General features: G+C 63.2%; 15 protein-coding genes and 1 tRNA gene. 10 read left to right on the plus strand and 6 right to left on the minus strand.

Annotation, left to right across the window (positions count from 1 at the left end; all coding sequences use genetic code 11):
• Nucleotides 1-7 precede the first annotated feature (7 nt).
• Both M0D68_RS07190 and M0D68_RS07195 read left to right on the plus strand, forming a co-directional pair.
• Nucleotides 8-84: transfer RNA gene (locus M0D68_RS07190), tRNA-Asp, on the plus strand.
• Between the two features lie 153 nt (nt 85-237).
• Complete coding sequence (locus M0D68_RS07195; protein WP_211701174.1) at nt 238-702, plus strand: GNAT family N-acetyltransferase; 465 nt, start codon at nt 238-240, stop codon at nt 700-702.
• A 39-nt stretch (nt 703-741) separates the two neighbouring features.
• Here the strand turns inward: M0D68_RS07195 and M0D68_RS07200 are convergent, their stop codons facing one another.
• A complete protein-coding gene (locus M0D68_RS07200) occupies nt 742-1,611 on the minus strand; it encodes a helix-turn-helix domain-containing protein (protein ID WP_266224089.1) in 870 nt (289 codons plus the stop codon).
• A gap of 230 nt (nt 1,612-1,841) precedes the next feature.
• Here M0D68_RS07200 and rraA point away from each other — a divergent pair, with 230 nt between their 5' ends.
• Nucleotides 1,842-2,336 carry a ribonuclease E activity regulator RraA gene (rraA, locus tag M0D68_RS07205; protein ID WP_093633362.1) on the plus strand — a complete coding sequence of 165 codons (495 nt, stop codon included), beginning with the start codon at nt 1,842-1,844 and terminating at the stop codon, nt 2,334-2,336.
• A 55-nt stretch (nt 2,337-2,391) separates the two neighbouring features.
• Entirely contained in the window at nt 2,392-2,793 is a 402-nt protein-coding gene (locus tag M0D68_RS07210; RefSeq protein ID WP_093633361.1) for a gamma-glutamylcyclotransferase, read from the plus strand.
• A 318-nt stretch (nt 2,794-3,111) separates the two neighbouring features.
• Here the strand turns inward: M0D68_RS07210 and aceB are convergent, their stop codons facing one another.
• On the minus strand, nt 3,112-4,722 hold the full coding sequence (gene aceB, locus M0D68_RS07215) for a malate synthase A (protein ID WP_266224090.1): 1,611 nt from the start codon (nt 4,720-4,722) through the stop codon (nt 3,112-3,114).
• A gap of 83 nt (nt 4,723-4,805) precedes the next feature.
• Entirely contained in the window at nt 4,806-5,666 is an 861-nt protein-coding gene (locus M0D68_RS07220) for a (S)-2-haloacid dehalogenase (RefSeq protein WP_266224091.1), read from the minus strand.
• A gap of 178 nt (nt 5,667-5,844) precedes the next feature.
• Between M0D68_RS07220 and M0D68_RS07225 the strand changes: the two genes are divergently transcribed.
• Nucleotides 5,845-6,756 (plus strand): LysR family transcriptional regulator, encoded by a 912-nt coding sequence (locus M0D68_RS07225; RefSeq protein WP_200617916.1) that lies wholly within the window; start codon nt 5,845-5,847, stop codon nt 6,754-6,756.
• A gap of 237 nt (nt 6,757-6,993) precedes the next feature.
• Nucleotides 6,994-7,428, plus strand: coding sequence for a universal stress protein (locus M0D68_RS07230; RefSeq protein ID WP_175053195.1), 435 nt, complete (start codon nt 6,994-6,996; stop codon nt 7,426-7,428).
• A gap of 275 nt (nt 7,429-7,703) precedes the next feature.
• On the opposite strand, the gene aceA is transcribed toward M0D68_RS07230, so the two are convergent.
• The 3 genes from aceA to M0D68_RS07245 form a co-directional block, all read right to left on the minus strand.
• Nucleotides 7,704-9,008, minus strand: coding sequence for an isocitrate lyase (gene aceA, locus M0D68_RS07235; RefSeq protein WP_054041024.1), 1,305 nt, complete (start codon nt 9,006-9,008; stop codon nt 7,704-7,706).
• 455 nt (nt 9,009-9,463) lie between these two features.
• The gene (locus M0D68_RS07240; RefSeq protein WP_200652053.1) at nt 9,464-11,107 is read right to left on the minus strand and encodes a DEAD/DEAH box helicase; all 1,644 of its coding nucleotides are present in this window, start codon (nt 11,105-11,107) and stop codon (nt 9,464-9,466) included.
• A gap of 490 nt (nt 11,108-11,597) precedes the next feature.
• On the minus strand, nt 11,598-11,867 hold the full coding sequence (locus M0D68_RS07245) for an acyl-CoA-binding protein (RefSeq protein ID WP_054041059.1): 270 nt from the start codon (nt 11,865-11,867) through the stop codon (nt 11,598-11,600).
• 162 nt (nt 11,868-12,029) lie between these two features.
• On the opposite strand from M0D68_RS07245, the gene tsaB reads away from it, so the two are divergent.
• Genes tsaB through M0D68_RS07265 form a run of 4 tightly spaced genes read left to right on the plus strand, consistent with a single transcriptional unit; the run spans nt 12,030 to nt 15,469 of the window.
• Nucleotides 12,030-12,842 (plus strand): tRNA (adenosine(37)-N6)-threonylcarbamoyltransferase complex dimerization subunit type 1 TsaB, encoded by an 813-nt coding sequence (tsaB, locus tag M0D68_RS07250; protein ID WP_200617917.1) that lies wholly within the window; start codon nt 12,030-12,032, stop codon nt 12,840-12,842.
• Nucleotides 12,839-13,333, plus strand: a complete 495-nt coding sequence (gene rimI, locus M0D68_RS07255) for a ribosomal protein S18-alanine N-acetyltransferase (RefSeq protein WP_093633354.1) — start codon at nt 12,839-12,841, stop codon at nt 13,331-13,333. Before tsaB ends, rimI begins: the two co-directional genes overlap by 4 nt.
• A complete protein-coding gene (locus M0D68_RS07260) occupies nt 13,320-14,447 on the plus strand; it encodes a uracil-DNA glycosylase (RefSeq protein WP_093633353.1) in 1,128 nt (375 codons plus the stop codon). Before rimI ends, M0D68_RS07260 begins: the two co-directional genes overlap by 14 nt.
• Nucleotides 14,444-15,469, plus strand: a complete 1,026-nt coding sequence (locus M0D68_RS07265; protein ID WP_266224092.1) for a DUF1853 family protein — start codon at nt 14,444-14,446, stop codon at nt 15,467-15,469. The genes M0D68_RS07260 and M0D68_RS07265 overlap by 4 nt, the downstream gene beginning before the upstream one ends.
• The last annotated feature ends 32 nt before the right edge of the window (nt 15,470-15,501 follow it).

A 15,501-nucleotide genomic window follows, 5' to 3' on the forward strand; every position in this document is an offset into this window, starting at 1 on the left:
AAAATCTGGAGCGGTAGTTCAGTTGGTTAGAATACCGGCCTGTCACGCCGGGGGTCGCGGGTTCGAGTCCCGTCCGCTCCGCCAGATTTTAAGAAGCCCACTTCGAAAGAAGTGGGCTTTTTTTATTTCCGCAGCCGGTTCGCCTGGGTATCGTCCGGGTATGCTCGGGACAAACAGCCATTGCCAGCGCGCGCAGCCTGTTTTACCGTTGACCCGACTCATCTTCGTCGTTCCACCATGTTCGATCCAACCGAAGCTCCGTCACCGTTTCATCTGCGCCCGGCCAGCATGGACGATTTCGAGTTCGCCGAGGCGCTGACTCGCAATAACATGGGCGGCTACTATCGTCGGCACCATCTGGTGTGGCGTGGCGATCTGTTTCTCGGCAGTTGGCGCGAGTCGGAGAATTTCATTCTCGAAGTGGGCGGCGCGCCGATCGGTGTGCTGCGCATCACCCAGGAAGGCGATTCGCTACATATCCGCGACGTGCAGATTGCCGAAGGGCATCGGCGCCTAGGCGCCGGCACGTATCTGCTCGATATGTCGCATCAATGGGCGCGCGAGCGCGGGCTGCGCGAGTTGCAGTTGCGCGTGTTCGTCGACAATCCTGCCGCGCGGCTGTACCAACGCAAGGGGTACAAGCTGGCGGGGCCGCGTCTGGCGCAACTCGGGGCGATCCGTCATCTGGCGCGGCGCGTTTGACGCACTGCGGCGAGTGGCTGCCGGTTACGCTTTACGCCGTCACTTTTGCGCGGTCTCTTCGTCCGCCTCGCTATCGCCGCGATCTCCACTCTCTACACGATGTTCAGCGCCACGCTCGATGAACGCTCGTGGGCTTTCGCCGAATGCTCGCCGGAACATGGCCGAGAACGCACTCTGACTCTGATAGCCAAGCTCTTGCGCCACATGTGAAAGCGGCCGCCCCTGGCTCAACAGCGGAATCGCGCGCGCGAGAATGGCCTGCTGACGCCATTGCGAAAAGCTCACGCCCAACTCCTGACGAAACAGCCGCGCAATCGTGCGCGTACTCGCTCCCACGCTCGATGCCCATTGTTCGAGCGATTCGCCGTGCGTCGGGTCCGCGATCACGGCTTCGCACAATGCGCGCAAACGCTTTTCGTTCGGCATCGGCACGGACAACGGCAGCGGCTCCGAACGCGTTAGCTCGTCGAGCGCGAGCGCGCCTAGCAATTGTTCGCGCGTCGCTGAAATGCCAGGCGTGTCGAGCGCGGCGATGACTTCGCGTAGCAGATCCGATACTTCGACCACGCGCGGCGTATCCAGTCCGGCCGGAACCGTGCTTTCGGTGATGTAGAGCGTGCGCAGAAATGCATCTTCGACTGCGACCACTTCGTGTGTCACGTGCGGCGGCACCCAGATCGCCCGGGATGGCGGCACCATCCACGTCGTGCCGGTCGTCGCAACCCGCAGCACGCCGCGCGATGCATAGGCCACCTGCGCCCACGCATGCGTGTGTCGCGCGATACGCCAGCCCGAAGGCATCAGCCGCGAGCGCACGCGGATCGGGTGCGTTTGTGTCGGCTGGAATTCGGGCGGGATGTCGGCGAAGTGGACCTGGCTCGACAGGGCTGAGTCAGTGGGCGAATTCATCTTGAAGATCGATCCAATGGATGGAACGCAAAAAACGCAGTGGAGGTATGCGCGCAACCCGCAAGCAGGGAGCGCTCACGCATAGAGCCATCAAGCGCGGACCTGAGCGCGCGGGCCAAGCAAGACCCAAAGGCCCAGACTCAAAACCACCGCGAGCCTCTCATTGTAGGTGTTACGTCGGAGTCAACGTTGCATAATGTCCCGATTGCACGGATCCCGAGGAGAAGGTCATGAGTTTTGCAACCGCCGACTTGTGCGACGCACACGAGGACCAACTGGCGCTGGGCACACTGCGCGTGCTCGAACCGGTCTTTCATCTCTTCAGCCGTGCCGAGTGTTTCAGCGGCGAGGCGGTCACGCTAAAGGTGTTCGAAGACAACGCGCTCGTGCGTGCCACGCTCGAGGAGAAGGGCGCCGGCCGGGTGCTGGTCGTCGACGGCGGTGGCAGTCTGCGTTGCGCCCTGGTGGGCGGCAACCTCGCGCAAATCGCCGAACAGAATGGCTGGGCGGGCATCGTGCTGAACGGCTGCGTGCGCGACGCGCTGGAGCTCAATGAAGTCAATGTCGGCGTCGCGGCGCTGACGACCTGCCCACGGCGTGGCAAGAAGCTCGGCACAGGCGAGCGCGACGTGCCGGTGCAATTGCCGGGCGCGCTGGTACGTCCGGGCGAATGGATCTATGTGGATATCGACGGCGTGCTGGTGGCGAGCGCGCCGCTGAACTGAACCCTTGGCAACAGCCGGGGCGAGCCGAACTCATCATCAAGGAGAACAAACGACGATGCAGACCGTTTTTGTATACGGCACGTTGCGAGCCGGTGAAGTGAACGATCTTAGAGAGGCTGCGGCGCGCAACGAGATTGCCGCACCGAATCTGCTCGGCACGGCCACAGTGCGCGGCCATCTATTCGACTTCGGCCTGTACCCGGGCCTCGTGGTCGACGAAGCGGGCGTGGACGTCACGGGCGACGTCTACGAAATCGACGATGAACTGGTTGCGGTGCTCGACGAGATCGAAGCCGTGTATCCCGGTGTCGAAGATCGATTCCTCGCGCGGGAAGTGATGGTGAAAGTTGACGGTAACGTCGTGAATTGCCGCTTCTATCCGGTCGCGCCTCAAGCGGCGAAGGGCCTTCCGGAAATCAGGTCGGGCGACTGGGTTGAGTACCGCAGCACGCGCTGATAGGTTGTATGGCTGGCCCACGGCGAGCGCGCCGCGGCGTAACTAATGCGTGACGCGCACATCGCGAGCGCATAGCACGAGCACAACGAGCACAACGAGCACAACGAGCACAACGAGCACAACGAGCACAACGAGCACAACGAGCACANCCGAGCACATAAAAAAACGGCCCGGCAGGTATACACCTGTCGGGCCGCGCGGTCGGTCAGCCTTGCGACCCAGGCCGCTCTTTCGTCTTGCGTGGCTGGTGAAAGCGGGCCTGGTACGACGTCGTTATTGCTGGTAAATCAGGCTCATGCATGAGGCGTTTCAGATGCCTCAGATTTCCTCGTACAGCGGCAGCGTCAGGAAGTCGGTGAACTGCTCCGACGTCGACATCTCTTCGAAGATTTGTGCAGCGCGATCGTACGGCTTCGTATCGCCGCCGACTGCCTGCTTCACCTTGTCGAGCTCCTGTGCCGACAACTCGCGCACCAGCTCGGCCGTGACCTTGCGGCCATCTTCGAGCTTGCCCTTCGGCGAGCGAATCCATTGCCACACTTGCGAGCGCGAGATCTCGGCGGTGGCGGCGTCCTCCATCAGGTTGTGAATCGGCACGCAGCCATTGCCCGCGAGCCACGAACCCAGGTAGTGAATGCCGACGTTGATGTTGTTGCGCAAACCGCCTTCGGTGATCGGCGCTTCCGGGCGGAAGTCCGTCAGGTCGGCGGCCGTGACGAGCACGTCGTCGCGTTGCTTGCCGATCTGATTCGGCTTGTCGCCGAGCACCTTGACGAATTCTTCCATCGCGATCGGCACAAGGCCCGGATGCGCGACCCAGCCACCGTCGTAACCGTCGCCGGCATCGCGCGCCTTGTCCGAGCGCACACCACCCATGGCCTTGTCGTTGGCGGCCGGATCGTTCTTGATCGGAATCAGCGCGCTCATGCCGCCGATTGCCGGCGCGTTGCGGCGATGGCAGGTCTTCAGCAACAGCAACGCGTACGCACGCATGAACGGCGAGGTCATCGTGATCTGCGAGCGGTCAGCGAGACAGAAATCGCGGTCGTTCTTGAACTTCTTGATCGCCGAGAAGATGTAGTCCCAACGGCCGGCGTTCAGACCCGAGCTGTGTTCGCGCAGCTCGTACAGGATCTCGTCCATTTCGAACGCGGCGACGATCGTCTCGATCAGCACGGTCGCGCGAATCGTGCCGCGCGGCACGCCGACGGCTTCCTGTGCGGCGAGGAAGATGTCGTTCCACAGACGCGCTTCCAGATGGCTCTCCATCTTCGGCAGATAGAAGTAGGGCGCCGTGCCGCGCGCAACCTGTTCCTTCGCGTTGTGAACCATGAAGAGCGCGAAATCGAAGATGCCGCCGGAGACGCGCTTGCCGTCCACGGTCACATGCTTTTCGTCCAGATGCCAGCCGCGCGGACGCACGATCAACGTAGCGATCTTGTCGTTCAGCGTGTACGACTTGCCGTTCTGTTCAAGCGAAATCGTGCGGCGCACCGCGTCCTTCAGATTGGTATGACCGGTAATCTGGTTGTCCCAGCTCGGCGCATTCGAATCTTCGAAGTCGGTCATGTACGAATCCGCGCCCGAATTCAGCGCGTTGATGATCATCTTGCGCTCGACCGGTCCGGTGATTTCCACGCGGCGGCATTGCAGATCCTGCGGCAGCGGCGCGATCTTCCAGTCGCCTTCGCGCACGCTTTTCGTTTCCGCGAGGAAGTCGGGGCGCTCGCCGGCGTCGAGACGTTTGGTGCGTTCCACACGCGCCTGCAGCAGTTGCTGGCGGCGCGGTTCGAACGTGCGGTGCAGCGCGGCGACGAGTTCGAGCGCTTCGCGGGTGAGAATTGCTTCGTAGCCCGGCTTGATCTCAGCCGTGATTTCCATGCCCTGCGGCAGCGACAGCGATGATTGCGATGACAGCGGATTCGCCATGGTTTCTCCTTGGTCGGTCAGATTGCAAAGGTGCAAATGTTGAGATGCGGTTGAATTGCGTCCCGGGATCGAGGTGGTAGCTGTCATGCGCCAGGGCTGTGGCGTGTGCGGCTGCCAGCGGGATTGCCGGTGCTGCCCGTGCCGCCATTGCGGCCGGGCGACGCGAGGGACTTCAGAAAAGCGAGCAGATCGTTCATGCCTCCGCCCGCGCCATGCGGCGTGACGCCCAGTTCTTCGGCTGGTGCGTTTTGCCGGTTAAGCCAGAAAGTTGTGAAGCCGAACCAGCCCGCGCCTGCCACGTCCCAGCCGTTCGACGACACGAAGACGATCTCGCGCGGTTCAGCGTTGAAGGCTTGCGTGCCGAGTGTGTAGGCCAGGGGCGAGGGTTTGTAGGCGCGTACTGTGTCGACGGACAGGACATGGTCGAACAGGCGCGTCATGCCGGCGCTCTTCACGGCGATGTCGAGCATTTGCGGATTGCCGTTCGAGAGGATCGCGAGACCGGGCCTTGTTGAACTCGCGCCTGCCCCGGCTTTGGCGCCAGCAGGCGCGGATGCGGATCCGGACGACGCTGAAGGCGCGTCGCGCAACTGGCGCAGCGCGGGGACGGCATCGGGAAAAGCGGACAGACAAGCATATTCGTCCATCAGACGCTTCTCTGCCGCACGGCCCAGCGTGAGATGCAGTTTCTTGGCGGCGAAGCGCAAGGCGTCGAGCGTGATGTCCCAGAACGGCCGGTAATGTGCACCGGGCGCACCGGCCGGATCGGCGAGCGTGCGCAGCTGCGTGTATTCGATCTGTTTCTGGCGCCACAACTGCGAGAGCGCGTCGCCGTGGCCCGGGAACATCTGCTCCGCGGCAGCGATCACCGAATGCACGTCGAAAAGCGTGCCGTACGCGTCGAAAATCACTGCTTTGGGGAAGGGTGTCGTTGTGGCCGACATTGCCGTGCACTCCTATCAGAGGTCAGGATGGATTGTATTAGTGATGCCATACGCTAAAAAAGAGGCTAAACATCACTTGATCTTTTACTTTCATACACCTAATCTGACGCGCACCGACCACTTTCCTGCACAAACGCCCCCAAAGGGACATCCTTCGAGGCGCGCGGCTCCGTTCCCCATGGATCGTTTCAAGCAGATCGAGACTTTCGTTACCGTCGCGGCCAAAGGCAGCCTGTCCGCCGCGGCGCTCGCCGAGGGCGTCGCGCCGGCGATCATCGGCCGTCGCATCGATGCGCTCGAAGAGCGTCTCGGCGTCAAATTGCTGGTGCGCACCACGCGCAAGATCACGCTGACCTTCGAAGGCTCGGCGTTTCTCGAGGATTGCCAGCGCGTCATCCATGACATGCAGAACGCCGAGGCCAGCGTGTCGGCGGGCGGCGTGAAGGCGAGCGGCCATTTGCGGCTTTCGGCGCCGGCCGGGTTTGGGCGTCGGCATGTTGCGCCATTGGTGCCGGCCTTCACCGTCGCGCATCCGGATGTATCGATTACGCTCGACCTGTCCGACCGGCTGGTCGACCTCGTCAACGAGGGCTTCGACTGCGCCGTGCGCCTCGGCGAATTGCCGGATTCGTCGCTGGTGTCGCTCAAGCTCGGTGAGAACCGCCGCGTATGCGTGGCTTCGCCGTCGTATCTGAGCCGGCGCGGTTCGCCGCACTCGCTGGCCGATCTCGCGCATCACAACTGTCTCGCGCTCGGCGCGAGCGCCAACCAGCAGCGCGGCTGGATGTTCCAGCAGGGGGACAAGGTCGTGTCGATCAAGGTGTCCGGCACGATGGAATGCTCGGACGGCGCCGTGCTGCACGAGTGGTGTCTCGAGGGTTACGGGCTCGCATGGCGCTCGTGGTGGGAGGTCGGCACGGATATCGCGGCTGGCCGGCTGGTGAGCGTGCTCGACGAGTTCGCCGCGCCGCCGATCGGCATCCATGCGGTTTTTCCGCAGCGTCGGCATTTGCCGCTGCGGGTCCGGCTGTTTCTGGACTTTCTCAAGCATACGTACGGCCATCCTGATTACTGGGGCGAGGGCGGCTGAGTTGCCTCTGCGGTCCGGCGGTCCGTTGATCAGGCACAACGGCCCCTTATGCCGTCCTGCACAATCGCGACACACGACTGCTATGCGAATCCGCGCAGCGGGTTTTCGATATGCGGACAGACCCGCACGACGGCCTTGAGCGCGTTTCTGCGACCTACAATCGATTGAAGCGGTTTCCAAGCCGCGCCTCGTGGGACGCTGACGCCGCGCTGCACGCAGCCGGCGACGGAGGGCATCATGTTCAGGCACATCCTGGTTCCGACCGATGGTTCAGACCTGTCACGCAAAGCGATAGACGGCGCCATCGATCTCGCGCAGGCCGTCGGTGCTCGCGTTACCGCCTACGCGTGTCTGCCGCAATATCCATACTCGCCGTTCTCCGATGTAGTGATCGAGCCGCCGGTCGAGTTTCTGCAGCGCAGCGAGCGCGAAGCGCACGTGCACCTGAGAGAAGTGGAACTGGCCGCGCGCCGCGTCGGCGTCGCGTTCGACAGTCGCACGAGCGTGCATCCGGCGCCGTACCTCGGCATCATCGAAGCCGCGGAGCAGGGCGCCTGTGACGTGATTTTCATGGCGTCGCATGGACGGCGTGGTCTCGGCAGTTTGCTGATCGGCAGCGAGACGCAGAGGGTTCTGACGCATACGAAGATTCCGGTCATCGTGTACCGCTGAGGCGCGCGTTCGCGATTCCCGTCGCGGGCTAAAGCTGCGTAGCAAAACCGGCATAGCAAAAAAAACGCGCCGGCGATGAGGCCGGCGCGTCCGATGCTCGCCGCACAATGCGTTGTGCCGACTTTTTCTCCACTGCCGTCATCTCTCCCAGATTCCAGCCATCAGGGCAGACCGGCGTGCTTCCGCCCTGATGGCTGCTCCTCCCTGACCGCGGCTCTCTAACGGAGCCGCTTTTTCGTCTGCCTTGCCGTTCCCGCGATCAGACTGCAGGGTACTTACGCGACCTTCTTGTCGAAGAACTGTTCGTCTTCCGTCGAACCGTGCAGCGCGGTCGTCGATGCATCGCGCTCGACCGTTTGCGTCACGGCGTCGAAGTAGCCGGTGCCGACTTCGCGCTGGTGCTTGACCGCGGTGAAGCCCTTTTCGGCCGCAGCGAATTCAGCCTGCTGCATTTCGACGAAGGCGGTCATCTGGTTGCGGGCATAGCCGTGCGCCAGGTTGAACATCGAGTAGTTCAGCGCGTGGAAGCCGGCCAGCGTGATGAACTGGAACTTGTAGCCCATTGCACCGAGTTCGCGCTGGAACTTGGCGATGGTTGCGTCGTCCAGGTTCTTCTTCCAGTTGAACGACGGCGAGCAGTTGTACGACAGCAGCTGGTCCGGGAATTCCTTGTGGATCGCGTCGGCGAATTTCTTCGCGAACTCGAGGTCCGGCTTGCCGGTTTCACACCAGATCATGTCGGCGTACGGCGCATAGGCGAGGCCACGCGAGATTGCCTGTTCCAGACCCGGCTTCGTGCGGTAGAAACCTTCTACCGTGCGTTCGCCCGTCAGGAACGGCTTGTCGTTGTCATCCACGTCCGACGTGATCAGGTCGGCGGCTTCCGCGTCGGTGCGAGCCAGCAGCACGGTCGACGTGCCGGAGACGTCGGCGGCCAGACGAGCAGCGGTCAGCTTGGCGATGTTTTCGCGGGTCGGCACGAGCACCTTGCCGCCCATGTGGCCGCACTTCTTCACCGAAGCGAGCTGGTCTTCGAAGTGCACGCCTGCGGCGCCCGCTTCGATCATCGCCTTCATGAGTTCGAACGCGTTCAGCACGCCGCCGAAACCGGCTTCCGCGTCGGCCACGATCGGGGCGAAGTAGTCGATATAGCCTTCGTCGCCCGGGTTCTTGCCTTCCGACCACTGGATCTGGTCAGCGCGCGTCAGCGTATTGTTGATGCGCTTCACGACGAGCGGCACCGAGTTCGCCGGGTACAGCGACTGGTCCGGGTACATTTCACCGGCCACGTTCGCATCGCCCGCCACTTGCCAGCCCGACAGGTAGATCGCCTTCAGGCCGGCCTTGACCTGTTGCATCGCCTGGTTGCCGGTCAGCGCGCCGAGCGAGTTCACGAACGGCTCGTTGTTGACGCTTTCCCACAGCTTTTCCGCGCCGCGCTTGGCAAGCGTGTGCTCCACTTGCAGCGAGCCGCGCAGGCGGATCACGTCTTCGGCGGTGTACGTACGCTTCACGCCTTTCCAGCGCGGATCGGTTTCCCATTGCTGCTGGAGTTGCTTGGCTTGTTGTTCGCGCGACATGGTGTGCTCCTTGGTTGCCTGTAATGGATAGATGACTCTTGTCTCTTCGTCGAAGCGCTTGGCCCGTTGAGGCGTTTCGTTTCGTGAAGTCTTATATAAGAGTCTAGGCAAATCGACCGTCGCGCAATAGCTGCCGAGGAGCGTTTTTTTAATATTTATTTTTGTTAAAAATCAATTGTTTGCGTCACACGTTTCGCATTAAGAAACGTCTTTTCCCATCTTGCAATAGGCCTTGTTGTGCCTTGCAGCACGATTTTTTACGACGCAAAAAAATTTTCCACATCGTGAAATTTTGCCGGTGTCCAAAGTGTGGACGAAAAAAAACCGGTGCCTGAGCACCGGTTCTTTTCAGACTGACGAACTGCGCGAGGCCGTTCGTGTCTTTTCAGGCCGCCCTACGCGCTTAACGAGCCACGTAAATAGGCTTGCCTGGTGACTGCCAGGGCAGTCGCTGCTTAGCTGCCGCGACGCGCCGTACGCGGGCCGTCGCTGCGGCGTGCGCCGTAGCCGCCGTCACGCGAACCACCGCCGAAGCCGCCTTCACGTGAACCGCCGCCGAAGCCGCCTTCACGCGAACCGCCGCCAGCCGACTTGCCGGCCCAGCCGCCACCATTGCCGCTACCGCTGCGCGAGCCGCCGCCGTTACCGGCCGGCTTGCCTGCGCCGCTGCCGCTACCGAAGCGACGGCCACCACCATTGCCACCGCCCGGACGGCCACGGCCGCCAAAGCCAGGACGGCCACCGCCCGACGGAGCCGACTTGCGCGGCTCGAAGCCTGCGACGACATTCACCGGCAGCGGGGTGCGCACGAAACGCTCGATGCGCTTCAACGCGCCTTGTTCCGCGTGGTGCACGAGGCTCACTGCGATACCCGAGCGGCCAGCACGGCCGGTACGGCCGATACGGTGCACGTAGTCTTCAGCGAACTTCGGCAGGTCGTAGTTGAACACGTGCGTGATGCCCGGGATGTCGATACCGCGAGCGGCGACGTCCGTTGCCACCAGCACGCGCACACGGCGCTCGCGCAGAGCCTTGATCGTGCGGTTACGTGCGCCTTGCGGCAGGTCGCCATGGAGAGCTGCCGATTCGAAACCGGCGTCGGCCAGACGGCCAGCCAGTTGGTCAGCGTCCATCTTGGTTGCCGTGAAGACGATAGCCTGGTCGAGGCCTTCGTCACGCAGCAGATGGTCGAGCAGACGATCCTTGTGATCGCGGTCGTCAACGTAGTGGACGGTTTGCGCGATGTTGGTGCGTTGTTCAAGGCGTTGAACGATCTCGATACGTTCCGGATCCTTCAGCAGGCGGCCGGTCAGCGAACTGATCTTGCCGTCGAGCGTAGCCGAGAACAGCATGGTTTGACGCGAAGCCGGCGTAGCGGCAACGATCGTTTCGATGTCTTCGATGAAGCCCATGTCCAGCATGCGGTCGGCTTCGTCGAGCACGAGGATCTGCAGTTGCGACAGATCAATACGGCCGCGTTCCAGGTGGTCGATCAGACGGCCCGGCGTAGCAACCAGGATTTCCGGGTTCTTTGCCAGCAGCATCAACTGTTGACCGTATGCGACGCCGCCCAGAATGCTGACGGTGCGCAGACGCTTGAGGTGCTTGCCGTACGTGGCAGCGGCGGTGGTGACCTGCATCGCGAGTTCGCGGGTCGGCGTCAGAACCAGCATGGTCGGACGGGCAACGGGTTGCGGACGGCGCGTGCGGGCACCGTCAGCCGGACGCGCTTCACGCGGCTGGCTGGCTTGTGCTTTTTGCAGTTGCGAAAAACGTTCGATGGCGGGCAGCATGAACGCGGCGGTCTTGCCCGAACCGGTCGGGCTCGAGACCATCAGATCGCGGCCGGCGATGCCAGCGGGGATCGCGCGTTGCTGAACCGGAGTCGGGTTTTGATAACCAGCGGCGGTCAGGGCGGAGACGACGTCCGCGGAGAGACCGAGCGACGCGAACGACGGGCCGGTCGGCGCTGCGGCTTCTGCGGCGACAGCTTCCGGAGCGGCAGCAACAGCTGCGGCTTGTGCGGGTGCGTCGGCGAAACCGAGAGCTTGATCGGCGATGGCGTTCAACGGGCTGCTGGGGGTATTGCTCGAAGTCATGAGAATCCTTGGTACACAGGGAATTAAAACGTCGGCGCCAATCGGCATACCCAAGTCGTCGGATTCAGCGAGCAAAGAAGCAGCGAGCAAATCGAAAAACGGGGGCAGCTCGCGACAATGAAGGCGAGCTTTTCGTTAGAAGCTGTATCGGATGCGACATGCCAACACGGCGTGCCGCCAGCCTGGGACATGATCGCCCGTAGGGGGCTAGGCAGGAGGGGACAGGTTCTAAACTGGATTGGAGCTAAACGCTACGAGGCGCTGCGCCGCAAAGGCCGCTAGAGGAAAGCCGGGCAAAGCAGTGAAGCGCAGGCAGCATTGTATAGGGTTTTGTTGCACTGCGCCACTGTTAGGAAGTTTCCTGGGGGAAAACTTTCATCCGGCTGCCCGAGTGGGCTTAAGGAGCCGGCCTGCTGGGCCACACCTAAGGACTTGCCCGCGGGGCTGCGGCGGCCAAGTCCGGGCGACGGATTTAGCCGCGGGGTCAGATTCAGGCGGCGGTGCCGCTCTTGAGGGCTTCGATCAGTTCGACGTATTGCTGCTTTGCGGCGTCCGGCGCGGTGCCTTTGAGCGCGGCCCACGCATCGTACTTGTATTTGCCGACGATATCGGTGAAGCCGGGTTTGTCGCCGTGGACGTCGCCGTCGATCGCCTGCTTGTAGAGGGCATAAAGGCGCAGAAGGGTAAGGTTGCCCGGACGCTCGGGCAGTTGCTTGGCGTCTTCCTGGGCCTGGACGAATTGCGCGTTGATGTCTGTCATGGTGGTTTTTGCCCGGCTGGCGGGGTTGGTTCTGGCTGGGCCGATGATCATAACAACTGCATGCGGCAGCGGGGCCGAGGGCTTATTCCAAACATTCTTGCCCGCCCGGCAGGCACACCCAAAACCGCATCTGCACGCGCCGTGCCGATTACAATACGGTCCATGACTCAAACTGTGCTTCTTGCTCTCGATACCTCGACCGAATTCTGCTCGGTAGCGCTCCTGTCCGCCGTCGGCGGCGCGGCGAGCCAGACAGCGGACCAAGGCAACGCCGAACCCCGGATCTGGATGCGCCACGAGCAAACCGGCGCAGTCTCCAGCACGCGCCTCTTGCCCGCAATTCGCGAACTTTTCGACGAAGCTGGCCTGAAACTGGCGGACTGCCACGCCATCGCCTTCGGCTCCGGCCCCGGCTCATTCACGGGTCTTCGCACCGCGACGGGCGTCGCTCAAGGCCTCGCGTTCGGCTTGAACCTGCCGGTCGTGCCGGTCAGCACGCTGCTGGCCTGCGCGGAAAGCGCACGGTTGCGCGATCCGTCGGCGACCCGCGTGCTTGCTGCCCTCGACGCCCGGATGGACGAAATCTATTGGGCCGACTACGCCTGGGACGCGGCTGTTGGCGAATGGCGCACGCTACAGGCGGCTTCGCTGGACGCGCCGGAACGGCTCGTGTTGCCCGACGTCCCATTCACTCTGGCAGGCAATGCTGCTGCGGCCTTCGGCGCGCGGCTGCCCGCCGTCGCGGCTGCGCGGACCGTCGACAGCGAAGCGCTGCCGCATGCTGTGCCGCTCGCGCACGCGGCGTTGCGCGCGTTTCGCGCCGGCCGCACCGTGCCCGCGGATCAGGCCGCGCCGGAATACATTCGCGACAAGGTTGCCCAGACTACGGCGGAACGCGTCGCTGAAAAAGCCGCCAAGGCCGAACAGGCTGCCAAGGTGGCGCATGAAGCGGATCAAGGTGAGGGCCGGCAATGAGCGGGGTGTTGCTGGCGGATCGCTATATGTCGCCGATGACCGAAGCCGATCTGGACGAGGTCGCGGCTATCGAAAAGATCGCCTACGAATTCCCCTGGAGCCGCGGCAATTTCGGCGACTCGCTGCGCAACGGCTATTTCGGCATCTGCATGCGTCACGTAACGGGCTCGCTGATCGGCTATTGCGTGCTGATGCCGGTGGTCGATGAAATGCATCTGCTCAATTTGTGCGTGACGCCCGCTGCGCAAGGTGCCGGCGCCGGGCTCGCGCTGCTGCGTGAAGCGGTGCGCATTACGCGCGCTGAAAAACTCGAAGGTTTGCTGCTCGAAGTGCGGCCCTCGAATCACCGGGCGATCCGGCTTTACGAGCGGTTTGGCTTTGCGTCGATTGGCCGGCGCAAAAACTATTATCCGGCGCGGCATCGCAGCCGGGAGGACGCCATCGTGATGCGTTTCTCGTTTGCCACGGAGGGCGCAGATGGCGCTGCATGAATCGGTACTGGAAGAGTTCGGACTCGCGCCGCTGTGGGTGCGTCGCGGGATGTCGGCGGCGCAGGAACCCGTAGTCGAAGCCGCTGCCGAGCAGGGCGGTGCCGGGTTGGCGGATCAGGTAGCGCGTCGCGAAGATCCGCGGATGACGGGGAGTGAACCATCGTCGTCCATGCTCGCTCAGGATGGCCGGGACGTCGCGCGGCCCGCGATGCGAACCGGCGAAGCTGGACAAGCCGATTCGGCACAACTGCAGGGAGAGCGCCGTGCGCCGGTACGCGCGGATCAAGCGCCGCCACCTGCGGAAACGCGCGATCGATTCGATCGTCAGACTCCCGCACGTGCAAGCGATTCGTCACGGCCCATGCCGGCGCCTGTCGAAACGCGGCAGCCACCGCAGCAGTCTCGTACACCCGAGCCACCGCCGTTCGACGCACCACCCGACGACGATTTCGCATGGTTCGACGACCAGCCGTCCCACGCTCACGCTCCCGTTGAAGCGCGCCGCGACGCGCCCGAGCCCTCATCGATCCAGACGCTCGACTGGGACGCATTGAGCCAGCAGGTCGCTGCCTGCGAACGCTGCCGTCTGTGCGAGAAACGCACGAACACGGTATTCGGCGTCGGCGATCGCAACGCCGACTGGATGCTGATCGGCGAAGCGCCGGGTGAGAACGAAGATCGGCTGGGCGAGCCGTTCGTCGGCCAGGCCGGCAAGCTGCTCGACAATATGCTGCGTTCGCTGACGCTCGCGCGCGACAGCAACGTCTATATCGCTAACGTAATCAAGTGCCGCCCGCCGGGTAACCGCAATCCTGAGCCGGACGAAGTCGCGCGTTGCGAGCCTTATCTGCAACGCCAGGTCACGCTGGTCAAGCCGAAAGTGATCGTCGCGCTCGGCCGCTTCGCCGCGCAAAGTCTGCTCAGGACCGAAGCCAGCATTTCGTCGCTGCGCGGCCGCGTGCACGAATACGAAGGCGTGCCGGTTATCGTCACCTATCACCCGGCGTACCTGCTGCGCAGCCTGCCCGACAAGGCGAAGGCCTGGGCGGACCTGTGCCTCGCGCGCGACACGTGGCTCGCTGCGGGCGGCGTGCCGTCCAACGCGGCAAAGTGACGGACGCGAACGGGCCGGCGGCGCGCTTTGCCGCCGCGCCCGGCACATCGGCGGCGGTCCTCGAACAGTTGCTCGATACATTGCACGAACCGGCCGTGCGCGATCTCGCGTGGCTGCTGCTGAGCGCCGATTTGTTGCGCGCGCAACCACCGGTTGGTGCGCTCGCGAGTCCTTTCGACACGCCGCAGGAAGCTGACGCAACCGTCGACTGGTTACGCGCGCTGGACGCCGATCCGGCCGACCTGCACCGCGATCTCGCCGCGACGCGTATCACGCGTCTTGGCCGCTACGCCGAGCGGTTGCTCGGATGGTTCCTGCAAAACGGGCCGGCGACGCGGCTGGTCGCGGCCGGCGTGCCGTTGCGGCGCTCGGGCGTCACGCTCGGTGAATGCGATTTTCTCGTGCAGACGCAGCAGGGCGCGCGGCTGCATTGGGAGCTGGCGGTGAAGTGCTATCTGCATGCGGGCGAGAGCCGCGCGCAGTCGGCCACGCAATCGGTGGCGCGCTTAGCCGATTACGTCGGCCCGAATCTGAAAGACCGCTTCGATCTGAAGCTCGCGCATGTTCTGAATCATCAACTGCCGTTGAGCGCGCGCGAAGAGTTCGCATCGGTCGGTCACACAGGGCCGTGGACGCCGCAGATGTTCATCAAAGGCTGGCTGTTCTATCGTGCGGGCGAGACGCCGGCTGATCCTGTCGAACTCGATCCGTCGCATGGACGAGGCTGGTGGGTAACCCGCAGCGAATGGGCAGACTTTGCCGAGGCGCATGCGCAAATGTGGCGTGTGTTGCCACGGTTGGAATGGCTCGCGCCGCGGCGGCTTAAAGAGAGTGAAGTGGAGGCCGCAGGGTTTGCTTTCGTCGATCAGCAGATGCTTGCTGAACAAACATCACATCAGCATGGACCAACGATGGTCGCGGCGTTCGCCAGTGACGGCGCGGGTACTGTTGCAGAACTTTCGCGCGGCTTTATCGTGCCGGACGATTGGCCAGAGCAGGCGCAGATCTACGCGCGGAAGTAGCAGGGCTGTTGGTGAGATTCGCGCCGAGCTAC

The organism is Paraburkholderia sp. SEWSISQ10-3 4 (assembly GCF_030464785.1).
GTDB classification, from domain to species: Bacteria; Pseudomonadota; Gammaproteobacteria; order Burkholderiales; family Burkholderiaceae; genus Paraburkholderia; species Paraburkholderia aspalathi.

What these genes read in the sequence shown, in the direction of transcription:
- M0D68_RS07195 (WP_211701174.1), top strand. Translation starts at nt 238, where the DNA reads ATGTTCGATCCAACCGAAGCTCCGTCACCGTTTCATCTGCGCCCGGCC.
- M0D68_RS07200 (WP_266224089.1), bottom strand. Translation starts at nt 1,611, where the DNA reads ATGAATTCGCCCACTGACTCAGCCCTGTCGAGCCAGGTCCACTTCGCC.
- rraA (WP_093633362.1), top strand. Translation starts at nt 1,842, where the DNA reads ATGAGTTTTGCAACCGCCGACTTGTGCGACGCACACGAGGACCAACTG.
- M0D68_RS07210 (WP_093633361.1), top strand. Translation starts at nt 2,392, where the DNA reads ATGCAGACCGTTTTTGTATACGGCACGTTGCGAGCCGGTGAAGTGAAC.
- aceB (WP_266224090.1), bottom strand. Translation starts at nt 4,722, where the DNA reads ATGGCGAATCCGCTGTCATCGCAATCATCGCTGTCGCTGCCGCAGGGC.
- M0D68_RS07220 (WP_266224091.1), bottom strand. Translation starts at nt 5,666, where the DNA reads ATGTCGGCCACAACGACACCCTTCCCCAAAGCAGTGATTTTCGACGCG.
- M0D68_RS07225 (WP_200617916.1), top strand. Translation starts at nt 5,845, where the DNA reads ATGGATCGTTTCAAGCAGATCGAGACTTTCGTTACCGTCGCGGCCAAA.
- M0D68_RS07230 (WP_175053195.1), top strand. Translation starts at nt 6,994, where the DNA reads ATGTTCAGGCACATCCTGGTTCCGACCGATGGTTCAGACCTGTCACGC.
- aceA (WP_054041024.1), bottom strand. Translation starts at nt 9,008, where the DNA reads ATGTCGCGCGAACAACAAGCCAAGCAACTCCAGCAGCAATGGGAAACC.
- M0D68_RS07240 (WP_200652053.1), bottom strand. Translation starts at nt 11,107, where the DNA reads ATGACTTCGAGCAATACCCCCAGCAGCCCGTTGAACGCCATCGCCGAT.
- M0D68_RS07245 (WP_054041059.1), bottom strand. Translation starts at nt 11,867, where the DNA reads ATGACAGACATCAACGCGCAATTCGTCCAGGCCCAGGAAGACGCCAAG.
- tsaB (WP_200617917.1), top strand. Translation starts at nt 12,030, where the DNA reads ATGACTCAAACTGTGCTTCTTGCTCTCGATACCTCGACCGAATTCTGC.
- rimI (WP_093633354.1), top strand. Translation starts at nt 12,839, where the DNA reads ATGAGCGGGGTGTTGCTGGCGGATCGCTATATGTCGCCGATGACCGAA.
- M0D68_RS07260 (WP_093633353.1), top strand. Translation starts at nt 13,320, where the DNA reads ATGGCGCTGCATGAATCGGTACTGGAAGAGTTCGGACTCGCGCCGCTG.